Source organism: Rudanella paleaurantiibacter, from assembly GCF_009184635.1.
GTDB lineage: Bacteria > Bacteroidota > Bacteroidia > Cytophagales > Spirosomataceae > Rudanella > Rudanella paleaurantiibacter.
The window spans coordinates 312870-333198 of the sequence record NZ_WELI01000002.1; the positions used below are offsets into that span (position 1 = coordinate 312870).

Here is a 20329-nt window from a genome sequence, read left to right on the forward strand (position 1 = left end):
TAACGGGATATGAACGCCTATCCTATGCCCGATTATTCTACCTTCTCTGTTGATGATTTCACGTTCGACCCGGCTTTCCGGGAGTGGGTTACCGCGCCTACGCCCCGGCAGGACGCGTTCTGGCAGGAATGGCTCGCGGCTCATCCCGACCGGCGAGCCGATGTGCTGCTGGCCCGGCAAATTGTCCTCAGTCTCTCGGAACTACAACCGGCCGTCAGCCAAAGCCAGATCGAGCACGACGTAGCGCAGATGCTGGGGCGGATTGGCGGGCAAGCACAGCCGCAGGAAACTCCGGTTTACCGGTTCCGGCCGGTTCTGGCCTGGGCCAGTGCAGCCGCCGTAGTACTCCTGCTCGGGTTGGGATGGTGGTTTGGGCTGCGCACCCCGCAGCCAACGGCCCACCGGGCCTTACAAACCGGACAGACTGCCGAAGGCGATTCGTTTTTTACCAACAAAACCACCCGTGCCCTGCAAATCATCCTGCCCGACGGCAGCGAGGTGATGTTGTCGCCCCGGTCGACGCTGCGGTACACACCCGCGTTCGACGACACCACCCGCGACGTGACGCTGGAGGGCGAAGCGTTTTTTACGGTGGTCAAGAACCCCAAGCGCCCGTTCCGCGTCTACTCCGACGCCATTGTGACGCGCGTACTTGGCACGAGTTTCCGGGTGTCAGCCTACCCTGGCAAGCGCGACCTGACCGTGACCGTTCGTACCGGTAAAGTGTCGGTGTACACACGGCACGACCTGACATCGGGCAACAACAAGCGCATCGACCGGCGGGTGATTTCGCTGACGCCCAACCAGCAGGCTCAGTTCTCGCGGGAAACCACGTCGTTCCAGAAAAAACTCGCCGATCAGCCCGTGGTGATTGACCGGGAGATGACCGCCGACAATTTCGAGTTCGACGAAACCCCGGTGGAGCAGGTGCTTCAGCGCGTCGAGAAGGCGTACGGCATCGATATCATCTACGATTCGGATGTGTTGCAAAACTGCGCCCTCACAGCCTCACTGGCCGACGAGAGCCTGAATAACAAGCTGACTATCATTTGCAAAGGCATTGAAGCGCGCTACGAAGTGATCGACGGAAAGATCATTATCCAGTCGCGCGGATGCCGATAAAGAGCCTCTCCATCAACGCCCCTTTGATTCAGTACAACCAACCTAAAACGTTCCTTTTTTCCACTCTTTTCCGCGTATGAAACAGGTTTACACCTCCACCCGAATGACAGCCCTACGGGTTTTCATGGCCTTGCTGTTGATGGCCGGGAGTCATTTGGCCAGTAGCGCCGTGCAGGAGCTGCTCGAACAGCGCATCAGCATCAGCCTGGAACAGACCCCCATGAAGCGGGCGTTTGTCGAGATCAGCCAGGCCGCCGGCGTCAAGTTTGTGTTTAACTCGAAGGTGATTCGGGCCGACGAAAAAATTACGCTCGTAGCCCGCAACGAACGTCTGGAAGACGTACTGAACCGGCTGCTCAAACCGCGCAACATCCAGTTTGAGGTATCGGGTCGGCAAATTATTTTCTCCCGGCCGGAGCCCAAACTGCTGCCGAGCCTACCCCCTACCGGTCTCGAACAACCGCTTGCCGCTGCCGACATTACGGTGACCGGCAAGGTGTTCGACGAGAAAGGGGTGGGCCTGCCGGGGGTGAGCGTGGTGGTGAAAGGCACGACGCGTGGCACCAATACCGACGCGACCGGCAGCTACAAAATCGACGTGCCGAACGCCAGTACCATTCTGGTTTTCAGCTTTCTGGGCTACCAGAAACAAGAGGTGACGATTGGCTCGCAATCCAACCTGACCGTAACTCTGCAACCCGACAACCAGACCCTGAACGAAGTGGTGGTGGTTGGTTTTGGTACGCAACGCAAGGCCACCCTGACGGGTTCGCTGGCGACCATCTCGACCCGCGACCTGGAGCAAAGCCCCACGGCCAACCTCACCAATGCGCTGGCCGGGCGTTTGCCGGGCTTGTTTGCCAACCAGTTCAACGGGGGTGAGCCGGGCGTCGACCGGAGCAACGTATATATCCGGGGGTTGGGCACCTACGGCAATCAGGCCCCTATCGTGATTATCGACGGGCTGGAGCGCAGCATGGACTACCTGGCACCGTCGGAAATTGAAACGTTTACGATTCTGAAAGATGCTTCGTCGACGGCTCCGTTTGGAGTGCGGGGGGCCAACGGGGTTATCCTGATTACCACCAAACGCGGTAAAGTACAGGACCGGGCTCTGGTCAACTTCAAGACCTCGATGGGTGTGAACCAACCCGTTAAGTTCCCGAACTACCTCGGCTCGGCCGATTACGCCATGCTCTACAACGAGGCCATCGTGAACAACAATCCGGGTGTGAACCCCGCCACGCTCAACCTCTTTTCCGATCAGGCCATCCAAAAATTTCGGAATGCCGTGGGCGACAACTCCGACGGCAACGGCTACAACTGGGACTATTTCGATTACGCCTTTAAGCCCGGCAAACAGCAGGACCACAGCCTCAACATCAGCGGAGGCTCGGGCAAGGCCCGCTACTTTGTGCTGGCCAACTACTTCCGGCAAGACGGTAACTACCAGCATACCGACCTGAGCAACTACAACACCCAGGCCGTATTTAAGCGGTACAACTTCCGCTCGAATATAGACATTGACATTACAAAGGATTTTTACGCCCGGCTCGACCTCGCGGCCCGCATCACCGACCGCACCGCGCCCGGCACCACGGCCGCTCGTATTGTCGAGATTGCCAACACCCAGCCGCCGTACCTGCCTATTGTGTTGCCCGCCAACGACAACCCCGCCAATGGCCGGTCGGTGGTCAACAACCCGCTTGGGATGCTCTTTGGCGACCAGATTTACCGGTTCAACATGCTCGGCGAGTTGAGCCGCACGGGTTTCCTAAATGAGAAAAACACCTATCTCAACGGGTCGTTTGTGTTGGGTCGGCACCTCGATTTTATCACGCCGGGCCTTAAAGTCGAAGGTCTGTTTGGCTACGATGCCTCTGAAGGTATCTGGGTGTATCGGCAGGTAAACACCTACTCGGAAGGCTACCGCGTGTACCCCGGTTACGCCACGTTACAGCCCGACGCCGGTATTGATGTGTACCGCAACCCGGCCATCTACTCGGGCATTTATAAGCGGGGCAACAAGTACGACTCCGATCAGACGTTGAGCAACACCTCAAGCCGCAACCCAAGCGACGGCCGGTCGTACACGCAGCTCAAGCTGGAGTACCTGCGCAACTTTGGCAATCATAACGTGACAGGTCTGGTGCTGGCCAACCGGTCGAAGCGGGTGATCGACAACCAGGTTCCGTTTGTGTATCAGGGCCTCACGAGCCGGATCACCTACGGCTACGACGACCGGTATCTGTTTGAAATCAACGCGGCCTACAACGGCTCCGAAAACTTCGCCAAGGGCAAGCGGTACGGTTTTTTCCCGGCGGTATCGGCCGGGTGGGTCGTGTCGCGCGAGAAATTCATGAGCAACCTGCCGTGGGTGAACAACTTCAAGATCAGAGCTTCGCACGGGCTCGTGGGTAGCGACCGGATTCCGAACGACGCCCGGTTTGTGTACCTCCAATACTACAGCGGTGGCTCCGACTACAGCTTCGGGACGGACAACTTCGGCTCGGGCGCGGGGGGCGGCCTCCGCGAAGGCAACCTCGCCAATGCCAACCTGAGCTGGGAGAAAGCCCGCAAAACAAACATCGGTATCGATCTGGCCCTGTTCCGCAACCTGACCTTTACGGTCGACCTGTTCAAAGAACACCGCTACGACATCATCACCGACCTGGCCGACAATACTAAGCTGGGCTTCCCGACGATTGTGGGCAAAAGCGCACCGTACATCAACTCCGGAATTGTCGACAACAAAGGCATCGACCTCGAAGTGGGCTGGTCGGGCAATCTGGGCTCCGGGTTCTCGTACTTTATCCGGCCGAACCTGACCTACGCCCGCAACCAGATTGTGTTTATGAACGAGGTGCCCTACGCCATGCCCGACCGGGCCAATACCGGCCGCCGGATTGGGGAGCACTTCAACTACATTGTCGATCATTTTGTGCGCGATGCCGCCGAAGCCGCCGAGCTTAACGGTCGCAACAATGGAGCCGGGTTTCAGCCCTGGGGCAAACTGGTGCCGGGCGATGTGGTGTACAAAGACATCAACGGCGACGGGGTGATCAACGACCTCGGCGACCGCGTTGCCACGGGCAACCCCCGAAACCCCGAACTGATGTTTGGTTTGCCCGTAGGCGCACGCTACAAGGGCTTCGATTTCAGTATGCTTTTCCAGGGGGCTTCCCGCACCTCGGTGCAACTCAGCGGCCCGGCCGTGTACGACTTCCCGCTGTTCTCGCAGGATAAGTACGGCAAGGTAAAACCCATGCACCTCAACCGCTGGACACCCGCCACGGCCGCTACGGCTACCTACCCGGCCCTGCACTTTGGCGAGCATACCAACAACAAGAACCCGTTCAGCAACCTGTTTCTGTACGACGCTCAGTATCTGCGGCTGAAAACGGTTGAGCTGGGGTACAACATTCCTAAGCCGCTGTTGCAGCGCATTCACCTCCAAACGGCCCGCGTGTACGCACAGGGGCTCAACCTGCTTACCTGGGATAAACTGAAAGACGCCGACATCGACCCCGAAGTACGCGAGGGCGATGGCTCCTGGTACCCCGTACAGAAGGTGTTCAACTTTGGTCTCGACATTACTTTTTAATTGCCTCAACTCATGAAGCGTACCCTCGCATTCTCCACCCTTTTCCTGTTTTTCGCGCTGGTACTGGTTTCGTGCCAGGACGATTTCCTCGAACGGCGGCCCGACGATCAGATCGATGCCGAACAGGTGTTTACCCGCTACGTGAAAGCCAATCAGTTGGTGACTGACCTGTACGCCCAGGTAAAAGCCGCTAACCGCCCGCTGGTGTATTTTGTCCACTTCTCCACTGCACCCGCTACCGACGAGTGCGAAGGCTCGACCGTAGAAGGCGGCATTACGAACAAATTCAACTCGGGCGACTGGGGTCCCAACGCCATGCCCGACCGTAGCGACGGTGGCCAGTACTGGAACGGCCTGTACAGCAAAATCCGGCAAACCAACGTGTTTCTGGAAGGCGTTCGTACATACAAAACCCCCGACAACCCCTTGCAGGAAGGCGACCTCGACCGCCGAATTGGTGAGGTGTATTTCATGCGTGCTTACCTGCATTATCTGGCCGCCCGTATGTACGGCGAGATCGTGTACGTAGACCGCGTGGTACAGGCTACCGACCCGATGAACTTCAAGAAAGAGTCGTTTCACGCGATTGTCGGCAAAATTGCCCGCGACTGCGACTCGGCCTACGCCCGTGTGCCGGGTTTGTGGAGCGGTACCGATTTCGGCCGTATCGACAAAGGGGCTTGCTTAGGTTTGAAAGCCATGGCCCGCTGGATGGCAGCCACCCCACTCTGGAATGGCGGTACACTGGCTGGCGATACCCGACAGTTTAAATCGGAATACAGCTACAACCAGACCCGATGGGCGCAGGCCCGTGATGCCGCCAAGGCCGTGCTCGACTTCAAAGCCGACGGAATTCCCCGTTACAGCCTGTACGTAGGCCACGACGCCAGTGACTTTAAAGACGATGCCGGGGTGAACAACAACAACTCGAAGGTGTATGCCCGCCTTTGGGATCTGTACCACAGCATGGATGCCTACCAGAAAGAAGGGGTCTTTTTTGTGACCCGCGACAAAGACAACAACTGGCAGGGCGACGTGTATCCACCCAGTTCGGGCGGCAGTGCGCGCCAGATGCCCGTACAGGAGCAGGTTGATGAGTATGAATACATTGCGCCAAACGGCTACGGCTACCCGGTGTACGACAGCCGCGCCAAGGCCGACGGCTACGACGACGAAAACCCGTACGAGAGCGTGAAGCGCGACCCCCGTTTCTACCGCGACATTGTATACCACGGCTCTACGTTTAAAGGTAAGGTGATCAACACAGCCGAGGGCTCAGACCGCGTAGGCGCCACCAACTCGACCACAACGGGCTACTTCCTGCGGAAAATCCTGCGGGAGTCGTGGAACCGCGACAAGAGCTTTGCCATCAATGGCCCGCCCGTTTGGCGACTGCCCGAGTTCATGTACATCTACTGCGAAGGCGTGAACGAGACCACCGGCCCCAACGCCGAAATCGCCGATCTGCTTAATCAGGTACGTAAGCGGTCGTTTATGGCACCCATTGCGCCCGAGGCTGTTAGCAACAAGAAACTGATGAGTGAGTACATTCAGCGCGAGCGCCGGGTCGAGCTGTTTTACGAAAACAACCGCATCTGGACAACGCGCCTGTATCTGGAGCCCAGCGCCGAAACCGAACTGGCCAAAGAGCAAAACTGGCAGTCGGCCGGGAGTACCAACGATGAGCGTTCGCAAAAGGCGTGGCCTTACCCCAAAACCCAACGGATGGTTAACGGAATGCGGCCTGTCGAAGACCCTAATGGCAAAATTGTGATTGGCACGAAGAAGTATAAGATGCGCCGTTTCTTTATCGAAAACCGGGTGTTTCTGGCCCCGCGCCATTACCTCTTCCCGATTATGCAGAGCGAGCTACAGCGTACGCCTACCCTGCTTCAAAACCCCGGTTGGTAAAGCATTTATAATGAATAGTTTCCATACCTGACTCCGACCTGGCATTTCCTTTAGAGATGCCAGGTTTTGTCATTTTAAGGGGGGCGATGACATCTTGTTTAGAAAGATGTCATCGCTAGGAGCCAAATTTTGGATGATAGATGACGGGAATAGCGTCCCAGAGATGACATCTCTGGCAATTGATTCCCCAGAACAGAGGCCACTTTCAAAGATGTCATCTCTAAGGCTTACCCGAGCAAGCGTCCCAGAGATGACATCTCTGGCAATTGACTTCCCAAAACAGAGACCCCTTCCAGAGATGTCATCTCTATAGCTAAGTTAATCGCTTCATTGAGCGATACTACCTCTCCAGAGCCGCCCAGATTTTGTCGTACACTTCCACGGCCGATACCGGCGCTGTACCCACCGAGTTACCGATTAGCACCGGATGAAACTCGGGAGCCGTACCCACCCGCCCGTGCGAACCCCGGATAATCGTAGCGTCGAGGGGGATCACATCCATCAGGTAACGAAAACCCAGCTTTTTGCGCAGCAGCTTGTAACCCGCCCGGAGTTTGATGAGCGGATTGGCCGGGTCCATAAACATCTCGACCGGATCGTAGCCCGGTTTACGGTGAATATCCACGAGTCGCGCAAAATCAGGGGCTACGCGGTCGTCGAGCCAGTAGTAATAGGTAAACCAACTCTCGGCGTCGGCCATCAGCACAAGGTCACCGGCCCGCTCGTGGTCAATATGGTAAGCTTTCTGTCCTTCCCGGTCGAGCACCAGCTCCACACCGGGCGTTTGCTCGCACAGCGCCCTCACTTTAGGCAGCAGGGCCTGATCGTTGACGTACACGTGTGCCACCTGATGGTCCGACACGGCAAACGCCCGCGACGCACCCGCGTCGAGCAGTTCCAGACCGCGCTCCACGCGCACCTGAATTAAATTGGCCTCTCGCAGCACCCGGTTAATATGTACCGGGCGGCTCACGGGCGTAATGCCGTATTCTGACAACACCATAACCTCGGCACCGGCTTTTTCGTAGTGCGTAATTAGGTCACGGCAAACATCATCAATCTGCTTCAGCTCAGGCGCAATTTTAGCCAAATCCTGCCCACCAAACTTTTGCAGGCAGTAATCCAGATGCGGCAGGTAAATAAGCGTCAGTGTGGGGTTATGCCACTTGTCGACCAGCAGCGAAGCATCGGCAATCCAGCGCGTCGACACGATGTTGGCCCCCGGCCCCCAGAACTGAAACAGAGGAAACGTGCCGAGTTCGGCCTGCAACCGGTCGCGAAGGTCGGCGGGTTGGCTGTAGCAGTCGGGCATTTTGCGGCCATCGGCGAGGTACTGCGGCCGGGGCGTCACGGAGTAATCGGCCGAGCTGTACATGTTGTACCACCAGAACATCTTCGACACCGTGAAATTCGGGTCGACGTTCCGGGCGCGCTCCCAGATTTTCTCGGCCTTCACCAAATGGTTCGACTGCTTCCAGAACTTGATTTCGGCATCGGTATGATCGTACCAGCCGTTGCCCACAATACCGTGTTCGGCGGGCCATTTGCCCGTAATGTACGTGGACTGTACCGAAGTCGTCACGGCGGGCAACATGGGATTTATCGTGGCCCGATTTTTCGTGGCCATCCAGTTTTTGAGGAAGGGCGTGTGCTCGCCAATAAGCGAGTACGACAGACCGACCACATCAATAACAACAGTCTTTTTCATAATGAGTGATTGAGCGAATAAGCGATTGAGTGAATGGCTGATGCGAGAACGACTCCCCGAGCGCCATTCGCTCATTCACTCAATCGCTCCGCTTCGGCGGACCGATTCACTACTTGTCTTACCCAGTTCAGTTCGCGCTCGATAGAGTCAACAAGGTTTAGCTTGAGACCTTCGGGCAGCACCTCCCAGGTATAGGTTTCTACTTCCATCTGATCGGTAAACGGGGTTTCGGCCTGTAGCCGAAGTACCTCCCGAATATCGTCCTGCGTGGATTGGAGCAGGCCGTAATCTTCTACGAAAATAGGCACGTGAAAATGCGACCGCCATTCGGCATGAGCCTCGCTAAACTGAGCCAGCGCATCGGGCAAATCGTTGAACCGAACCAGCTCACCGGCTTGTGTACGGGCCACCACCTGATGCAGGTACGTGGGCTCGTTGAACCCGGCAAAAGCCTGCCGAATAGCCTCCCGCCCTTCGGTCTCGGCAGGGAACGTAGCCTTGAGGGCTGCACTAATCTGAATTTTCCCGACTCGTAAATCGGCCGCCTTAAGCTTGGTCAGCACATCGGCCGGGCGTTCGTAGCCTACGGCAAAATGGCACACATCGTAACACAGCTGCACGTGCCGACGCAGAGCCTCGCCCGCAGCCGCTGCGCTCATGCCAAACTCCCCGGCCAGATGCCGCTCGCCCATAGGCAGGAGGTAGTCGGTAAACCAGCGCACAAACTCATCGGCCGTTTCGAGCAGGCCATCGGGTTCGGGCTCTAAGTCGAGGTGCATAGCCAGTCCCGTTTCGGCTTCCAGCTTTACAAGGTGCGTAACTACCTCCAGCAGGTTCTGCGTGGTTTGGGTAAACACAGCATCGCGAGCGTCGGCATCGCCCCACCGGAACCAATGCCGGTACGACAGGGGGGAGGTTGAAATGCCGGGCTGCGTTGTTAACGGGCCTGTTTGCAGTTGTGCCAGCAGCGTAAACAGACGATTGGTGTAGGCCACACGCTCAGGCGTGGTCCAGTCGGGTTTGTGTACCGCATCTTTGACTCGCACGCCGTGAAAACCACCAAACGGAAACCCGTTCATGGTAAACACATAGCAGCCCGTTTCGGTCAGCCATTGGCGCAATTCAGCTACGCGTGTGCCAGCCGCCAGTTCGGTACTCGCCACGTCGGACAGGCGCAGACCGAGCCCTAGCGGAGCATCGGGTGTCAGGCGGTTCTTGAGGGGAGGAATGGCCCGTTGCAGAGCGGCAAAGTGCTCAACCCAGTGTTCCCCGGCGTGAATGTTGGTACAGTAGCCGAGGTGTCCGAGAGATGTATGCATGATGAAGGTCGTTGGGGTATGGGCGAGAGAGTGTTTATGGTTTTTGGTTTATCGTTTGTAGTGGTCGGGGCTGCGGTTTATAGCAACCGTCAAAAACTACAAACCAAAAACAATAAACCATAAACCACATTTAGTCGAGTGCCAGGGTCGGCTGCCGGTTGGCCAGCAAGTGAATAGCCTGCCGGAGGAGCGTTTCGTCCATTTCGTTGACCTCTTCGCCGTAGCCGATACCCCGCAGCAGCAGAATGGTCAGCCGACCGCCGAGGTGCTCGCGAAACTCGCCCAGGCCACGCAGCACACCCGCGCTGTCGTCCTGATCGAGAGCCGGGTCGTACAAGGCAAAACCGAGCGTTTCGAGAACGGCCAATACCCGGTTCAGGTCTTCATCCGACAGATAGCCGAGCAGGTGAGCGTACTGACAATCGAGGGCCATACCAATGGCTACAGCCTCGCCATGCCGCAACGAAAAACCGGTAAGCTGTTCTAACTTGTGCGCGCTCCAGTGACCAAAGTCGAGCGGACGCGACGAGCCTTGCTCAAACGGGTCGCCCCCGGCAATGTGGTTCATGTGCAGTTCAGCACAGCGGTACACCAGGTACTGCATGGCCGCTTCGTTGCGGTTGGCCAGTGCCAGAGCATTAGCCTCGATCCAGTCGAAGAAGGGCGCGTCTTTGATTAGCGCCACTTTCACGGCCTCAGCCATCCCCGAACGCCAGTCGCGCTCGTCGAGGGTCCGCAGAAACCGGTAATCGTTGAACACCGCAACGGGCGGGGCAAACGTGCCCAGGAAGTTTTTCTTCCCGCGATAGTTCACACCGTTTTTCACCCCGATCCCCGAATCGTTTTGCGAGAGCACCGTGGTCGGAATCCGAATGTGTCGGATGCCCCGGTGCGCAATAGCGGCCGCGTAGCCCACCAGATCGAGCACCGACCCGCCCCCGACACCCACCACGTACGAGTGCCGGTCGATTCCGTAGCGGTCTACCGCATCAATGATCCGCTCAACCAGAGCGGGGTCATTTTTGGCGGGTTCACCACCCGGCACCGTCACCAGATCATCGACCAGTTCGACGTTGGTTTGCCCGGCGAAATAATCCCGGATTTGGTCGCCCAGATCGGGGAAGTGCGCCAGTACGCCCGCATCAATCACAAAGAGCAGCTTTTTGCGTAAGGCTTCGGTGCTTTGCGCGGCCAGAAAATCGGCCAGCAAGGTATTGTGCGAATCAAACAGGCCGTCGGTGAAGCTGATGCTATAGGTAAAGCGGACGCTGAATGACTGATTAAGTTGATTCATGTTAGTTGACGCCAAGGCGCGCCGTGTTCACATCGAACAAGCACGGCCTACTTTTTTAACGGTTGTTGTACGCCTAAACAAGCTGTCTGTGTCTATCGTATTTACCTTAAAGGACCGACACAACCAGCTTCTGAATAACTACCAAAAACGGAAGCAATTCGTTTCTACTCTGAACAAAACGGGCCACCGGGTGACCTGTTTATCTTTCAAAGATACATTGCTACGTAACCGCAAACAACCGCGCCAGCAACCGCGACAACGGCAACAAACACATGACCAGCAGCGCAAACGGAAATGAAGCAAAGGAAGCTACCCAGGCCGCATTCATCACAATCAACGACAAAACCCCTGCTTTTACGGCCATACCGATGTTGCGGCCAACCGGCTCGCGCACGGCCTGCCAGAGCGGCACAAAAATGTAATAGCCGAAAATAACCAGAAAGGGCAGGGCCGTACCCAACTGCCCCCGCGACTGCGCAATGGCGGCAATAATGGCAATGACGGCCCCGTAGAGCAACCCCGCCACCCGTAGCGTGCGCGTGTTGCCCCCGTGTACTTCGCCCTGACTAATGGCCGTGATGGCCCCGATGTACAGCACCGGCACTGCCCCCAGCCAGGCCCACGGCTGCACCTGATCGGGCAACACGCTCACGCCCAGCAGCAGATTGAGCCCCCGGCACAGCCCCATATTGATGGGGCCAATCAGCGCGTGATGCTTACTGAACCGGTTATACACCAAAGCGGCCACGCCGGTAGCCACAGCCAGCCAGCCCGACAGCGGATTTACCATAAATGCGGCCACCACGCCCACCGCCAGCAGTATGGCACCGAGGGTGGTAGCGGCCATCAGGCTCACGCGCCCACTCGGAATGGGCCGTTCGGGGCGCTCCACGGCGTCGAGCTTGGCATCGAACACATCGTTGAACACCACCCCGCCCCCGTACAAGCCCACCGTAGCCAGACAGAGCCAACCCACAGGGGCCGGGGCCGCATCGGGGAGCGTCAGATAACCGGCAATCGCCATACCCGCCAGCACATCAGCTACGGCGGTAATCAAATTCGCCGGGCGAGTCAGGCGGAGAAGGGGAAAAAGCATAAAGAGTGATAAGCGATGAGTGATGAACTATGAATGATAAAAGTTGTTTGTCAGCCAGTTCATCACTCATCGTTCATCACTCATCACTATTTTATGATGGTCGAATCTTTGTCAATGCGGGGAGCCTGCCCACCGCGTAGTACCGACGAACCGTTGAAACGCTGACTTTGGTCGATGGTGAGCGGCTGGTCGAAATCGCTCAGGCTGATTTGGCCGCTGGGGGCAAAGGCGGTCACAGCGTTTTCGAGGGTCACAAGCCGGATAGCCTCGTCCGAAATACCGTTCTGTTTCATCAGCGCTGCCGTTTTCGGTACAGCCAGCGGGTCGCTGATGCCCCAGTCGGCGGCCGAGTTAATCATGATTCGGTCGGGGCCATACTGCCGGACCACCTCCACCATGCGCTCATTACCCATTTTGGTGAACGGATAAATGGTGAAGCCCGCCCAGAAACCCCGGTCGAGCACCTCGCGTACGGTTTCCTCGTTGTTGTGGTCGATGATAACCATGCCGGGGTCAATGCCGTGCTCAATAGCAATGTCCATACTGCGGGTAGTACCCCGTTTTTTGTCGCGGTGGGGCGTGTGTACCTGCACAGGCAGGTTGGCTTCCTTCGCCAGTTCAAGCTGGGCGCGGTAGTATTTTTCTTCGGCGGGGGTCTGGTCGTCGAAACCAATTTCGCCGATACCCACAACGCCCTCTTTGTAAATGAACAGCGGCAGAATCTCCATCACCTGCTCAGCCAAAGCCTCCTGATTGGCTTCTTTAGAGTTGAGGCCCATAGTGCAATAATGCCGGATACCAAACTGCGACGCCCGGAACCGCTCCCAGCCAACCAGACTGGCGTAGTAATCCCGGAACGAATCGACGCCGGTACGGGGCTGCCCCAGCCAGAACGCCGGTTCCAGTACGGCCACAATACCCGCATCGGCCATAGCCTGATAGTCGTCGGTAGTGCGGGAAATCATATGCACGTGCATGTCGAAAAACTTCATGCCCCGTATTGACTCTAAGAAAGAAGACATAAGCAGTCAAGCAGAATTAAATGTATAATGTACAGTGTAAGATGTACAATGAAAAAACTGACTGTCAACAGTTAACCCAATTATTCATTATGCATTGTACATTCACTTAGCTGTATGAATTGTAAAGAGCGATACCATTGAGTGAATGAGTGATTGAGCGGATGAGTGACTGGCTCTGTCTAAAACTTCACTCATTCACTCAATGGTATCGCTCATTAGTTTGGGCAAATGTTCGGGAACCTCGCGTCCGGCGGCCCGGCGCTCGGCGGCAAAATCGTGCAAAATAGCTTGCAAACGGGGGTTATTACGCGCCCACAAGCCCTGAATCTGCGTCACATCCTTGCCAATAAAAAAGGCTTTCATGACCAGTTGATTCCAGGCGGCTTCGTCGAGTTGCTCAGCCGGGTACGGGTTATGCAACATGATAGCCGCCTGCACATCGGCGATGTTGTTACGAACCCCCTCTGTGGCCTGAAAACGCCAGTCTTCGGGGTATTCAAGTACGGGAAGGGCGGAGTACAGCGCCACCAGTTCGTTCATTTCGGCCGCCCGAAACAGTTCGGTGATACCGCGCTGATACACCTCCCGGTCGGCCGATGGGTACTGAAGCAGCCACCACACACGGGCCAGCCGGTCCATAGTCCAGTCGACAAGCACAAAACCGGGCCGAGCCTCGGCCAAGGCCGTAGCCATCTCGTCAGAAACCACCACGGGGGCCTTACCGGTAAACCGGGGCATGGCCGTAAAGACCCGGTAAAATACGGCGTTGGTCGGTTGGTTACGGTATAAATCGAGTTGCTGCCGAAGCCAGGTGAGGGCGCGTTCGGCGTCGGGCTGCTGTTCGAGCAGGGCAAACAAAAGTGAGCTTACAGGTCGCATATCCATTAGACAAAAGTACGATGGGGGGGCTCAATACTCTTTTAAAAATAGCCTGATTTCTGTAGGCCCCCGGACTGATTTCGGTCACGTAGCGCCGGGGGACAAGAGGCCGAAAACCTTTCTTACCCATTTTTCGACCACTCATCCCAAACTCCCGCGCCCCCCTACGCCTATCAGCATCATTGAGGTGAAACAACAAATAAACTACTCCCATGAAACCGTTCGTAGCCTTCTCTGCCGCTCTGCTTTTGGGTGCCTCTGCCCTGTGCACCTCTGCCCTCTCAACGCCAGCCATGGCCCAGTCGAAACCTTCGGCTGAAGCCTACTACGAAGAAAAACCCCGCCTTGAAGCCGTTGTTTTCCCGGCGGCTACCCCGCTCAAACTCTGGATGAACGTGGAAAAGGAAGACCCGCGCGCCCGTATCAAAGTGGAGCTCTTCGACGCCAGCAACCGCTTACTGCACAGCCAGACTTACAATGCCCGGGTAAACCGGTTCAACCAGAAATTTGACCTCAGCAACATGCCCGACGGCCGGTACACGTTCCGCATCTCCGACGGGAATTCGGTCCGCGAACGGACGTTCAAACTGTCGTCGCCGGGATTACAGGAACAGCTACCCAACCGGTTGGTAACCCTGAACTAAACGAGCGGTGGAAAAGGGTTAAAAACCCGTTAAATGCCATCCTGATTTTCGACAGTTCAACGGTTTTTTTAAACCATTCAGCCGTTCCTTTTACCGCTTGACGCATTATCGTTTTTACGAATGGCACTGACTGTCACAACTTTGCAGTGTTCAAAGCGAACAACAACACAACAAAAACTTTTGAACCACTCCACGGAGTACAAATATGAAAACTGTCATTAAATCCATCCTTTTAGGCCTGTCCCTTTTCGTTGCTTTTTGTGCCCTTTTGTTTGTCTCGGCCAGCGCCGTTGAAGCCCGGCCCATCAAGCGCGACAACAACGCCATCACCACCGTACGCCATGCCGCCTTTGCCGTTAGCGCGGGTCGGGTCCTGAACGTAAACGTTGAAAAGCCAGCCGGCGAAGCCCTCCGGGTAGAGTTTACGAATAGCGAAGGCCGCGTAATGGCCGAGCAATTTGTGAGTAAGCAGGCCGGTGCCTACAGCATGAAATTCAACATCGAGCAACTGCCCGACGGTGTGTATCAGGTTCGGATTATGGGTAAAGAAAAAGTAGGTGAATACTCGTTCACGCTGAAGTCGCCCGAGCAGCAACCAACTCGTCAGCTAAGTATTCAATAACGAATTTGTGGAGGCCAGCCGCACCTTGCCTCCCAAACAACAGTGAGGTAAAACAATTAGGTGCCCTATTCCTATATTCCTTTCCTTTTAAACACCCCGGCCCGCCAACGCGAACCGGGGTGTTTTTTCAAGACGGCACCTTCTCAAACCAGGGCTGCGCCTTTTCGAGCTGCCCGGCCAGCCTGAACAGCGTAGCTTCATCGCCGAGCATGGCCGTAAACATGGTCCCGACCGGCAACCCATCCGCCGACCAGTGCAGGGGCACCGACATTGACGGTTGCCCGGTCATGTTGGCAATGCCCGTAAAACTGATGTAGCCAAGCGATTTCTCGGCCAGCTCGTCCATAATCTTGCTGCCTTTGAGCCGCTTGAGGCCGCCCAGGGTATCCACAAGCCGAATCATCCGGTTTTCGGCGGCTGTGTTCTGAAACAAACCAATTTCGATAGGGGGCCGGGGTAGCGTGGGCGTCAGAATAACGTCATATCGGTCGTGCAGCAGGCCCATACTCCGGGTCAGCTCGTTCCAGCGTCGTTTCTGAAAGGCGTAATCGACCGCCGAAAACCCTTCGGCCATGCGGGCAATGGCCCAGGTGTTCAGCTCAACGTCGTCGCGCCGGACCGACCGTCCGAGGTGGTTGGCCAGTTCGCGCAGGGTAGCGCCCGTCTCGCTTACCACCATCGTAAAAAAAGCCTCAGTCAGAATACTTTTGCTGTACGGCAGCTTAATTTCCTCTACCTGATGCCCCAGACTTTCGAGCAGTTTGGCGGCATCCTGAACCGCCCTGACGCATTCGGGGTGGGTGGGCTGCGCTGGAATCAGGGCCTCGGTCGAGAAGCCAATGCGCAGTTGGCCGGGCTCGCGGGTGACTTCCTCGGCAAAGGGGCGGTCGGGGTTGGGCAAAAAATAGGGGTCGCCCGTCATGGGACCGCTCAGGGCATCGAGCAGGGCCGCACTGTCGCGCACCGAACGGGTCACGGCATGGGTCACCACCGCCCCCGACCACATTTCGCCGTTGGCCGGACCGAGGGGTATCCGCCCACGGGAGGGCTTCATGCCAAACAGGCCACAGCTACTCGCCGGAATCCGGATAGAGCCGCCCCCATCGCTCGCCGACGCCATCGGGACAATACCCGCCGAGACTGCCACGGCCGAGCCCCCGCTGCTACCACCCGGCGAGTGGGCCGGGTTCCACGGGTTACGGGCCGGGCCGTAGAGTTTAGACTCGGTGTAGGGCGTAAGCCCAAACTCAGGCGTGTTGGTTTTCCCAAACAGCACCAGGCCGGCCTGCTTCATACGGGTTACGGCTTCGCTATCGGCTTGGGGCACGTAGTTCTGATAACCCACACAGCCCGACTTGAGCGGTACGCCCGCCCATTCGAGTTCGAGGTCTTTGAGCAGAAACGGCACCCCCCGAAACGGGCCAACACCCGGCAGTTGGGTAGTCATTTCGCGGCCCTTGTCGTACAGGGGCGTTACAATGGCATTCAGTTGGGGGTTTACCGCTTCGGCGCGGGCAATGGTCGTTTCGAGAAGTTCGGCCGGGGTTACTTCGTTGCGCCGAACCAGCTCGGCCAGGGCCATAGCATCGTATTGGCGGTATTCATCAAAGGCCATTGCAGGCCGGGCAGGAGCAGTCATGGTACAGTGTAGGTGGTTTTAGGTAGGCACTAAGGCCGCTCGGCCGTTACCGACCGGAGCCTGATTTTGTCGTTGGGGTTTTCCCCACCCGGTGTGGCTTCGAGCTGAATCTGGTAGATGAGCCCATCCCAGCCACTGCGGTTGGTCAGGTCAATTTCGTAGGTACGCATCTGCCCATCGCCGATAATCGGGAAGTCGACCACCCGGTCGGGGGTACCCACAAAATCGCCATCGCCCGGCTTGAGCCAGTTGAAACGAGCCGTGCGGGCAGCCGTTGTGAAGGCCGCCTGAACGTAGATTTTATTGAGGTCGGCGGCACGCCAGAACACGCGCGGGCTTTTCAGGCTAAACGCGCTTTTGTTCAGGTCGGCCCGGTTCCAGCGCACCACCAGCTCATTCTGAATAGGCCAGCCCGCGTCGGTGGTATTGTAGTAATGCCAGCCTTGCCGACTGTTGGTAAAGCGGAAATTCGGTTTGGTTTCGGGCCGGGGCTGCGCGTACACAAACGCCCGAATATCGGCCACGGTACCGATAATCAGGTTGTACTCATACTCGTACACGGTATTATGGTCCATGACCACCAGCGGGGTAGCCGCCTGATAGCTCGTGGGGTCGTCGAACTCAGTGCCGGTACTCGACGAACCCAGAAAGCCCGTTACAAACCGGAACTGATTCGGGACGTGCAAGCCCAAACCACGCCCGTTTTTATCGAGCAGGGCCGTCCAGTTTTCGGTGGCCTGCCGCACCGCCATATCTTTTTCGGCCGAGAGGTTAACGGTAGCCGCGTTGGTGAAGGGCTGCGCCCCCGTGTAGGTCACAATCTGATTGAACGGAGCGTTGAGATACGCACAAGGCACCTCCTGCGCACGGGCTTCGTACTGTGTGGTATCGCGCCGGTTCACCTGGGTACGGCTCCGCACGTTCACCACATTGTCGCGCAGAGTAAGCCAATGCTCCATAACACACTCAGCAGGTTCGTTGAACAGAGGCCATACTAACGGGATGGTCTTCACATAAATCCGGTTACTATCGAGTTGCTGATAGCCAATTACCTGAGCCGGATTGTTGTGCATATCGCCCGTTTGCACGGGGTTCCAGCCGAGGTTTCGCCAGACAAAAGCGGGCTGTTTGCCATTCTGCACGTACGGAATGGGGCCGGAGTACAGACTGGTCTGAAGTTGCCGACCCAGGTCAAAGTTATTGACCATGTTGATGCCGCGCGGGCCATCGGTCAGAAACGTAATGGCGCCCCCGGCCACCAGATCGACCCCTACCCGTACTTTGGCATTACTCAGGATTACCAGACGCGGCACACCCGGAGCCGCGGGCGGGGCGGGCAGGTTGGGATTAAACACCGAAGTCCAGCCGGTGCCTGAGTTGCCCCCTCCCCCACCGGGTACATTGATGGGTGGCTGCCCCGTTTGCGGAGGGGTCGTACCCGTGGAGGTCGAACCGCCACCGGGTTGTGTCACCGAGCCCCCACCGGTAGTACTGCCGGGCGGGGTGGTGCCAATGGGATAAAACGTTTCGACACTGGGCTTGCAGGAAGCCAGCCCGGCCAGTAACAACAACAGGTATGGATAGAAAAGGCGCATAGACAAAGATACAAAAAGGGTAGATTACTGACTCACGCTCCGTAACCGTAGCCGCCCGCTCCGCTCGTTGGCAGATGGCGCTTCGCCCGGCGTCGCTTCGAGCTGAATCTGGTAAATAATACCTTCCCAACCGGGCGCACGGCTCAAATCAATGGTATAGGTACGAAACTGCCCATCGCCAATGATCGGAAAGTCGACTCCACCGCTTCGGAGCACTTCAAATTCCTGATCGCCGGGTTTGCGCCAGTTGAGCCGGGCGGTTTTGGCCGAGGTAGTAAACGCGGCTTCGAGCACAATTCGCCGAACGTCGGCCGCCCGCCAGAATCCCTTGGGCGACTTAATAGCAAAGCTCGGCAGGGTCGGGTCGTTGCGGCCCCACTGTACCGACAGCTCGTTGCGAATAGGCCAGCCACTATCGCGGGTATTGTAGTAATGCCAGCCCTGCCGGTCGGTGGTGAAACGAAAATTAGGACCCGTATCGGGCCGGGGCTGGCTGTACACATACTGCCGAATCCGGTCCACCGAACCCACAATCAGGTCGTATTCAAACTCAAATACGCCGTTATGGTCCATCACCTGAAACGGAATAGCGGTCAGGTAGCCCGTATCGTCATCACGTTCACCCCCAACGCCGGTAGCCCCAAAAAAGCCCGAAATAAACCGGAACTCATTGCGCCGGTAAATGCCTACGCCCCAACCGTTCTTATCGACCAAAGCGGCCCAGTTTTCGGTGGCATACCGCTCAGTAATGGCGTGCGGAGCGTTGAACTCAAAGAGGCCGTCGTTGGTAAAGGGCTTGTCGCCGGTATAGGTGAGAACCCGGTAATAGGGTGCGTTGAGGTGCATACAGGGGGCCTCCTGGGTGCGGGCCTGATACTGCGTGGTGTCGGGGCGGGCGAGTTGAGTGCGGCTACGCACCCGAATCACATTACCCCGGAGTTCGAGCCAGTGTTCCATCACACACTCGGCGGGCCGGTTGCGCAGGGGCCAGATAAGCGGGGCCGTTTTAACGTACAGTCGGTTGGTACTGTCTTTACGGTACGCAAGCACCTGAGAGGGGTTGTTGTACATATCGCCCGTTTGCACGGGGTTCCAGCCGAGGCCAATCCACTGGGGTATAGGACGGTTACCGGTTTCTTCAAAGGGCACCGGGCCGGAGTAAAGGCTCGTTTGAAGCTGTCGGCCCAGATCGTAATTATTGACCATGTTAACGCCCGTGAGCGCATCGGCCAGGTAGGTGATGGCCCCGCCCGCGTTGAGGTCGACACCTACTTTTACCTGACTGTTTTCCAGAAAGATGCGCTGCGGGGCCGGAATAACAGGCGGAGGATTAAACCCACCACCGGGCAGAATGGGAGCCGGAAACACCGTTTCGATATCATCGCCACAACCGCCCAGCCCGAGCAACAAACTCAGCGCCAAACTAACCAGATATCCTTTTCGCGGGTGGATGTGCTGCATGAACAAACTTCGTTTACGACAAAAGTATCCGTTTGTCGAACGTGATGGTTTCTACAAGGTAGGTATTTGCGGGTTTTCTGACTCAGTGCGCTCCTGTCTTCTCCGAAGTAGTCGCACACTATTCACATTCACTTGGCACGCAGACGACACGGATGAAGCGGATGAACGCTGATCCGGGTACTAGCTATTTCCAGAGATACTGACCACTTTGGGACTATCAATCCGCGACGATTCGCCTAATCTGTGCCATCCGCGTGCCAATTCACATTCACCTGCTTTGTGCGCGTCATTCACGTGCTATTGGAATTCATTCCCACCGAGACCAAGCCCAACTATCTAATAAATAGGCGATTACACAGAGTATCCCTTCAAAAAATCATAAACTACAAACTATAAACTACGTAACTGCATTA

14 protein-coding genes are annotated in these 20329 nt (G+C 56.9%); 5 read left to right on the plus strand and 9 right to left on the minus strand.

Features of this window, described 5'->3' with window-relative positions; all coding sequences use genetic code 11:
* Positions 1 to 9 precede the first annotated feature (9 nt).
* The 3 genes from F5984_RS06090 to F5984_RS06100 all read left to right on the plus strand — a co-directional run bounded on the left by F5984_RS06090 (position 10) and on the right by F5984_RS06100 (position 6637).
* Positions 10 to 1122, plus strand: coding sequence for a FecR family protein (locus F5984_RS06090; RefSeq protein WP_152123385.1), 1113 nt, complete (start codon positions 10 to 12; stop codon positions 1120 to 1122).
* 76 nt (positions 1123 to 1198) lie between these two features.
* The gene (locus F5984_RS06095) at positions 1199 to 4726 is read left to right on the plus strand and encodes a TonB-dependent receptor (protein ID WP_152123386.1); all 3528 of its coding nucleotides are present in this window, start codon (positions 1199 to 1201) and stop codon (positions 4724 to 4726) included.
* Between the two features lie 12 nt (positions 4727 to 4738).
* On the plus strand, positions 4739 to 6637 hold the full coding sequence (locus F5984_RS06100; RefSeq protein WP_152123387.1) for a RagB/SusD family nutrient uptake outer membrane protein: 1899 nt from the start codon (positions 4739 to 4741) through the stop codon (positions 6635 to 6637).
* Between the two features lie 340 nt (positions 6638 to 6977).
* On the opposite strand, the gene F5984_RS06105 is transcribed toward F5984_RS06100, so the two are convergent.
* From F5984_RS06105 to F5984_RS06130, 6 genes are all read right to left on the minus strand, one after another.
* Entirely contained in the window at positions 6978 to 8345 is a 1368-nt protein-coding gene (locus F5984_RS06105) for an alkaline phosphatase family protein (protein ID WP_152123388.1), read from the minus strand.
* A 71-nt stretch (positions 8346 to 8416) separates the two neighbouring features.
* Positions 8417 to 9664 (minus strand): metabolite traffic protein EboE, encoded by a 1248-nt coding sequence (eboE, locus tag F5984_RS06110; protein WP_152123389.1) that lies wholly within the window; start codon positions 9662 to 9664, stop codon positions 8417 to 8419.
* 130 nt (positions 9665 to 9794) lie between these two features.
* Positions 9795 to 10958 carry a 3-dehydroquinate synthase gene (locus tag F5984_RS06115; protein WP_152123390.1) on the minus strand — a complete coding sequence of 388 codons (1164 nt, stop codon included), beginning with the start codon at positions 10956 to 10958 and terminating at the stop codon, positions 9795 to 9797.
* Positions 10959 to 11178: 220 nt separating this feature from the next.
* Complete coding sequence (gene eboC / locus F5984_RS06120; protein ID WP_152123391.1) at positions 11179 to 12054, minus strand: UbiA-like protein EboC; 876 nt, start codon at positions 12052 to 12054, stop codon at positions 11179 to 11181.
* Positions 12055 to 12140: 86 nt separating this feature from the next.
* Positions 12141 to 13076 carry a TatD family hydrolase gene (locus F5984_RS06125; protein WP_152123392.1) on the minus strand — a complete coding sequence of 312 codons (936 nt, stop codon included), beginning with the start codon at positions 13074 to 13076 and terminating at the stop codon, positions 12141 to 12143.
* A 195-nt stretch (positions 13077 to 13271) separates the two neighbouring features.
* Positions 13272 to 13961, minus strand: a complete 690-nt coding sequence (locus F5984_RS06130; protein ID WP_152123393.1) for an EboA domain-containing protein — start codon at positions 13959 to 13961, stop codon at positions 13272 to 13274.
* 206 nt (positions 13962 to 14167) lie between these two features.
* On the opposite strand from F5984_RS06130, the gene F5984_RS06135 reads away from it, so the two are divergent.
* On the plus strand, positions 14168 to 14599 hold the full coding sequence (locus tag F5984_RS06135; RefSeq protein WP_152123394.1) for a T9SS type A sorting domain-containing protein: 432 nt from the start codon (positions 14168 to 14170) through the stop codon (positions 14597 to 14599).
* Positions 14600 to 14804: 205 nt separating this feature from the next.
* Complete coding sequence (locus F5984_RS06140) at positions 14805 to 15221, plus strand: DUF3244 domain-containing protein (protein WP_152123395.1); 417 nt, start codon at positions 14805 to 14807, stop codon at positions 15219 to 15221.
* A gap of 127 nt (positions 15222 to 15348) precedes the next feature.
* Here F5984_RS06140 and F5984_RS06145 read toward each other — a convergent pair whose 3' ends face one another.
* Genes F5984_RS06145 through F5984_RS06155 form a run of 3 tightly spaced genes read right to left on the minus strand, consistent with a single transcriptional unit; the run spans position 15349 to position 19916 of the window.
* Positions 15349 to 16860: an amidase gene (locus F5984_RS06145; RefSeq protein ID WP_152123396.1), complete on the minus strand. Its 1512-nt coding sequence runs from the start codon at positions 16858 to 16860 to the stop codon at positions 15349 to 15351.
* Positions 16861 to 16889: 29 nt separating this feature from the next.
* Positions 16890 to 18455, minus strand: coding sequence for a hypothetical protein (locus F5984_RS06150; RefSeq protein WP_152123397.1), 1566 nt, complete (start codon positions 18453 to 18455; stop codon positions 16890 to 16892).
* 24 nt (positions 18456 to 18479) lie between these two features.
* Positions 18480 to 19916 carry a hypothetical protein gene (locus F5984_RS06155; RefSeq protein WP_152123398.1) on the minus strand — a complete coding sequence of 479 codons (1437 nt, stop codon included), beginning with the start codon at positions 19914 to 19916 and terminating at the stop codon, positions 18480 to 18482.
* Between the last annotated feature and the right edge of the window lie 413 nt (positions 19917 to 20329).

Bases quoted from the DNA above. Each gene is read 5' to 3' on its own strand.
- F5984_RS06105 (WP_152123388.1), bottom strand. From the start codon at position 8,345: ATGAAAAAGACTGTTGTTATTGATGTGGTCGGTCTGTCGTACTCGCTT.
- F5984_RS06100 (WP_152123387.1), top strand. From the start codon at position 4,739: ATGAAGCGTACCCTCGCATTCTCCACCCTTTTCCTGTTTTTCGCGCTG.
- F5984_RS06090 (WP_152123385.1), top strand. From the start codon at position 10: ATGAACGCCTATCCTATGCCCGATTATTCTACCTTCTCTGTTGATGAT.
- F5984_RS06130 (WP_152123393.1), bottom strand. From the start codon at position 13,961: ATGGATATGCGACCTGTAAGCTCACTTTTGTTTGCCCTGCTCGAACAG.
- F5984_RS06115 (WP_152123390.1), bottom strand. From the start codon at position 10,958: ATGAATCAACTTAATCAGTCATTCAGCGTCCGCTTTACCTATAGCATC.
- F5984_RS06150 (WP_152123397.1), bottom strand. From the start codon at position 18,455: ATGCGCCTTTTCTATCCATACCTGTTGTTGTTACTGGCCGGGCTGGCT.
- eboE (WP_152123389.1), bottom strand. From the start codon at position 9,664: ATGCATACATCTCTCGGACACCTCGGCTACTGTACCAACATTCACGCC.
- F5984_RS06125 (WP_152123392.1), bottom strand. From the start codon at position 13,076: ATGTCTTCTTTCTTAGAGTCAATACGGGGCATGAAGTTTTTCGACATG.
- F5984_RS06155 (WP_152123398.1), bottom strand. From the start codon at position 19,916: ATGCAGCACATCCACCCGCGAAAAGGATATCTGGTTAGTTTGGCGCTG.
- F5984_RS06095 (WP_152123386.1), top strand. From the start codon at position 1,199: ATGAAACAGGTTTACACCTCCACCCGAATGACAGCCCTACGGGTTTTC.
- F5984_RS06140 (WP_152123395.1), top strand. From the start codon at position 14,805: ATGAAAACTGTCATTAAATCCATCCTTTTAGGCCTGTCCCTTTTCGTT.
- F5984_RS06135 (WP_152123394.1), top strand. From the start codon at position 14,168: ATGAAACCGTTCGTAGCCTTCTCTGCCGCTCTGCTTTTGGGTGCCTCT.
- eboC (WP_152123391.1), bottom strand. From the start codon at position 12,054: ATGCTTTTTCCCCTTCTCCGCCTGACTCGCCCGGCGAATTTGATTACC.
- F5984_RS06145 (WP_152123396.1), bottom strand. From the start codon at position 16,860: ATGACTGCTCCTGCCCGGCCTGCAATGGCCTTTGATGAATACCGCCAA.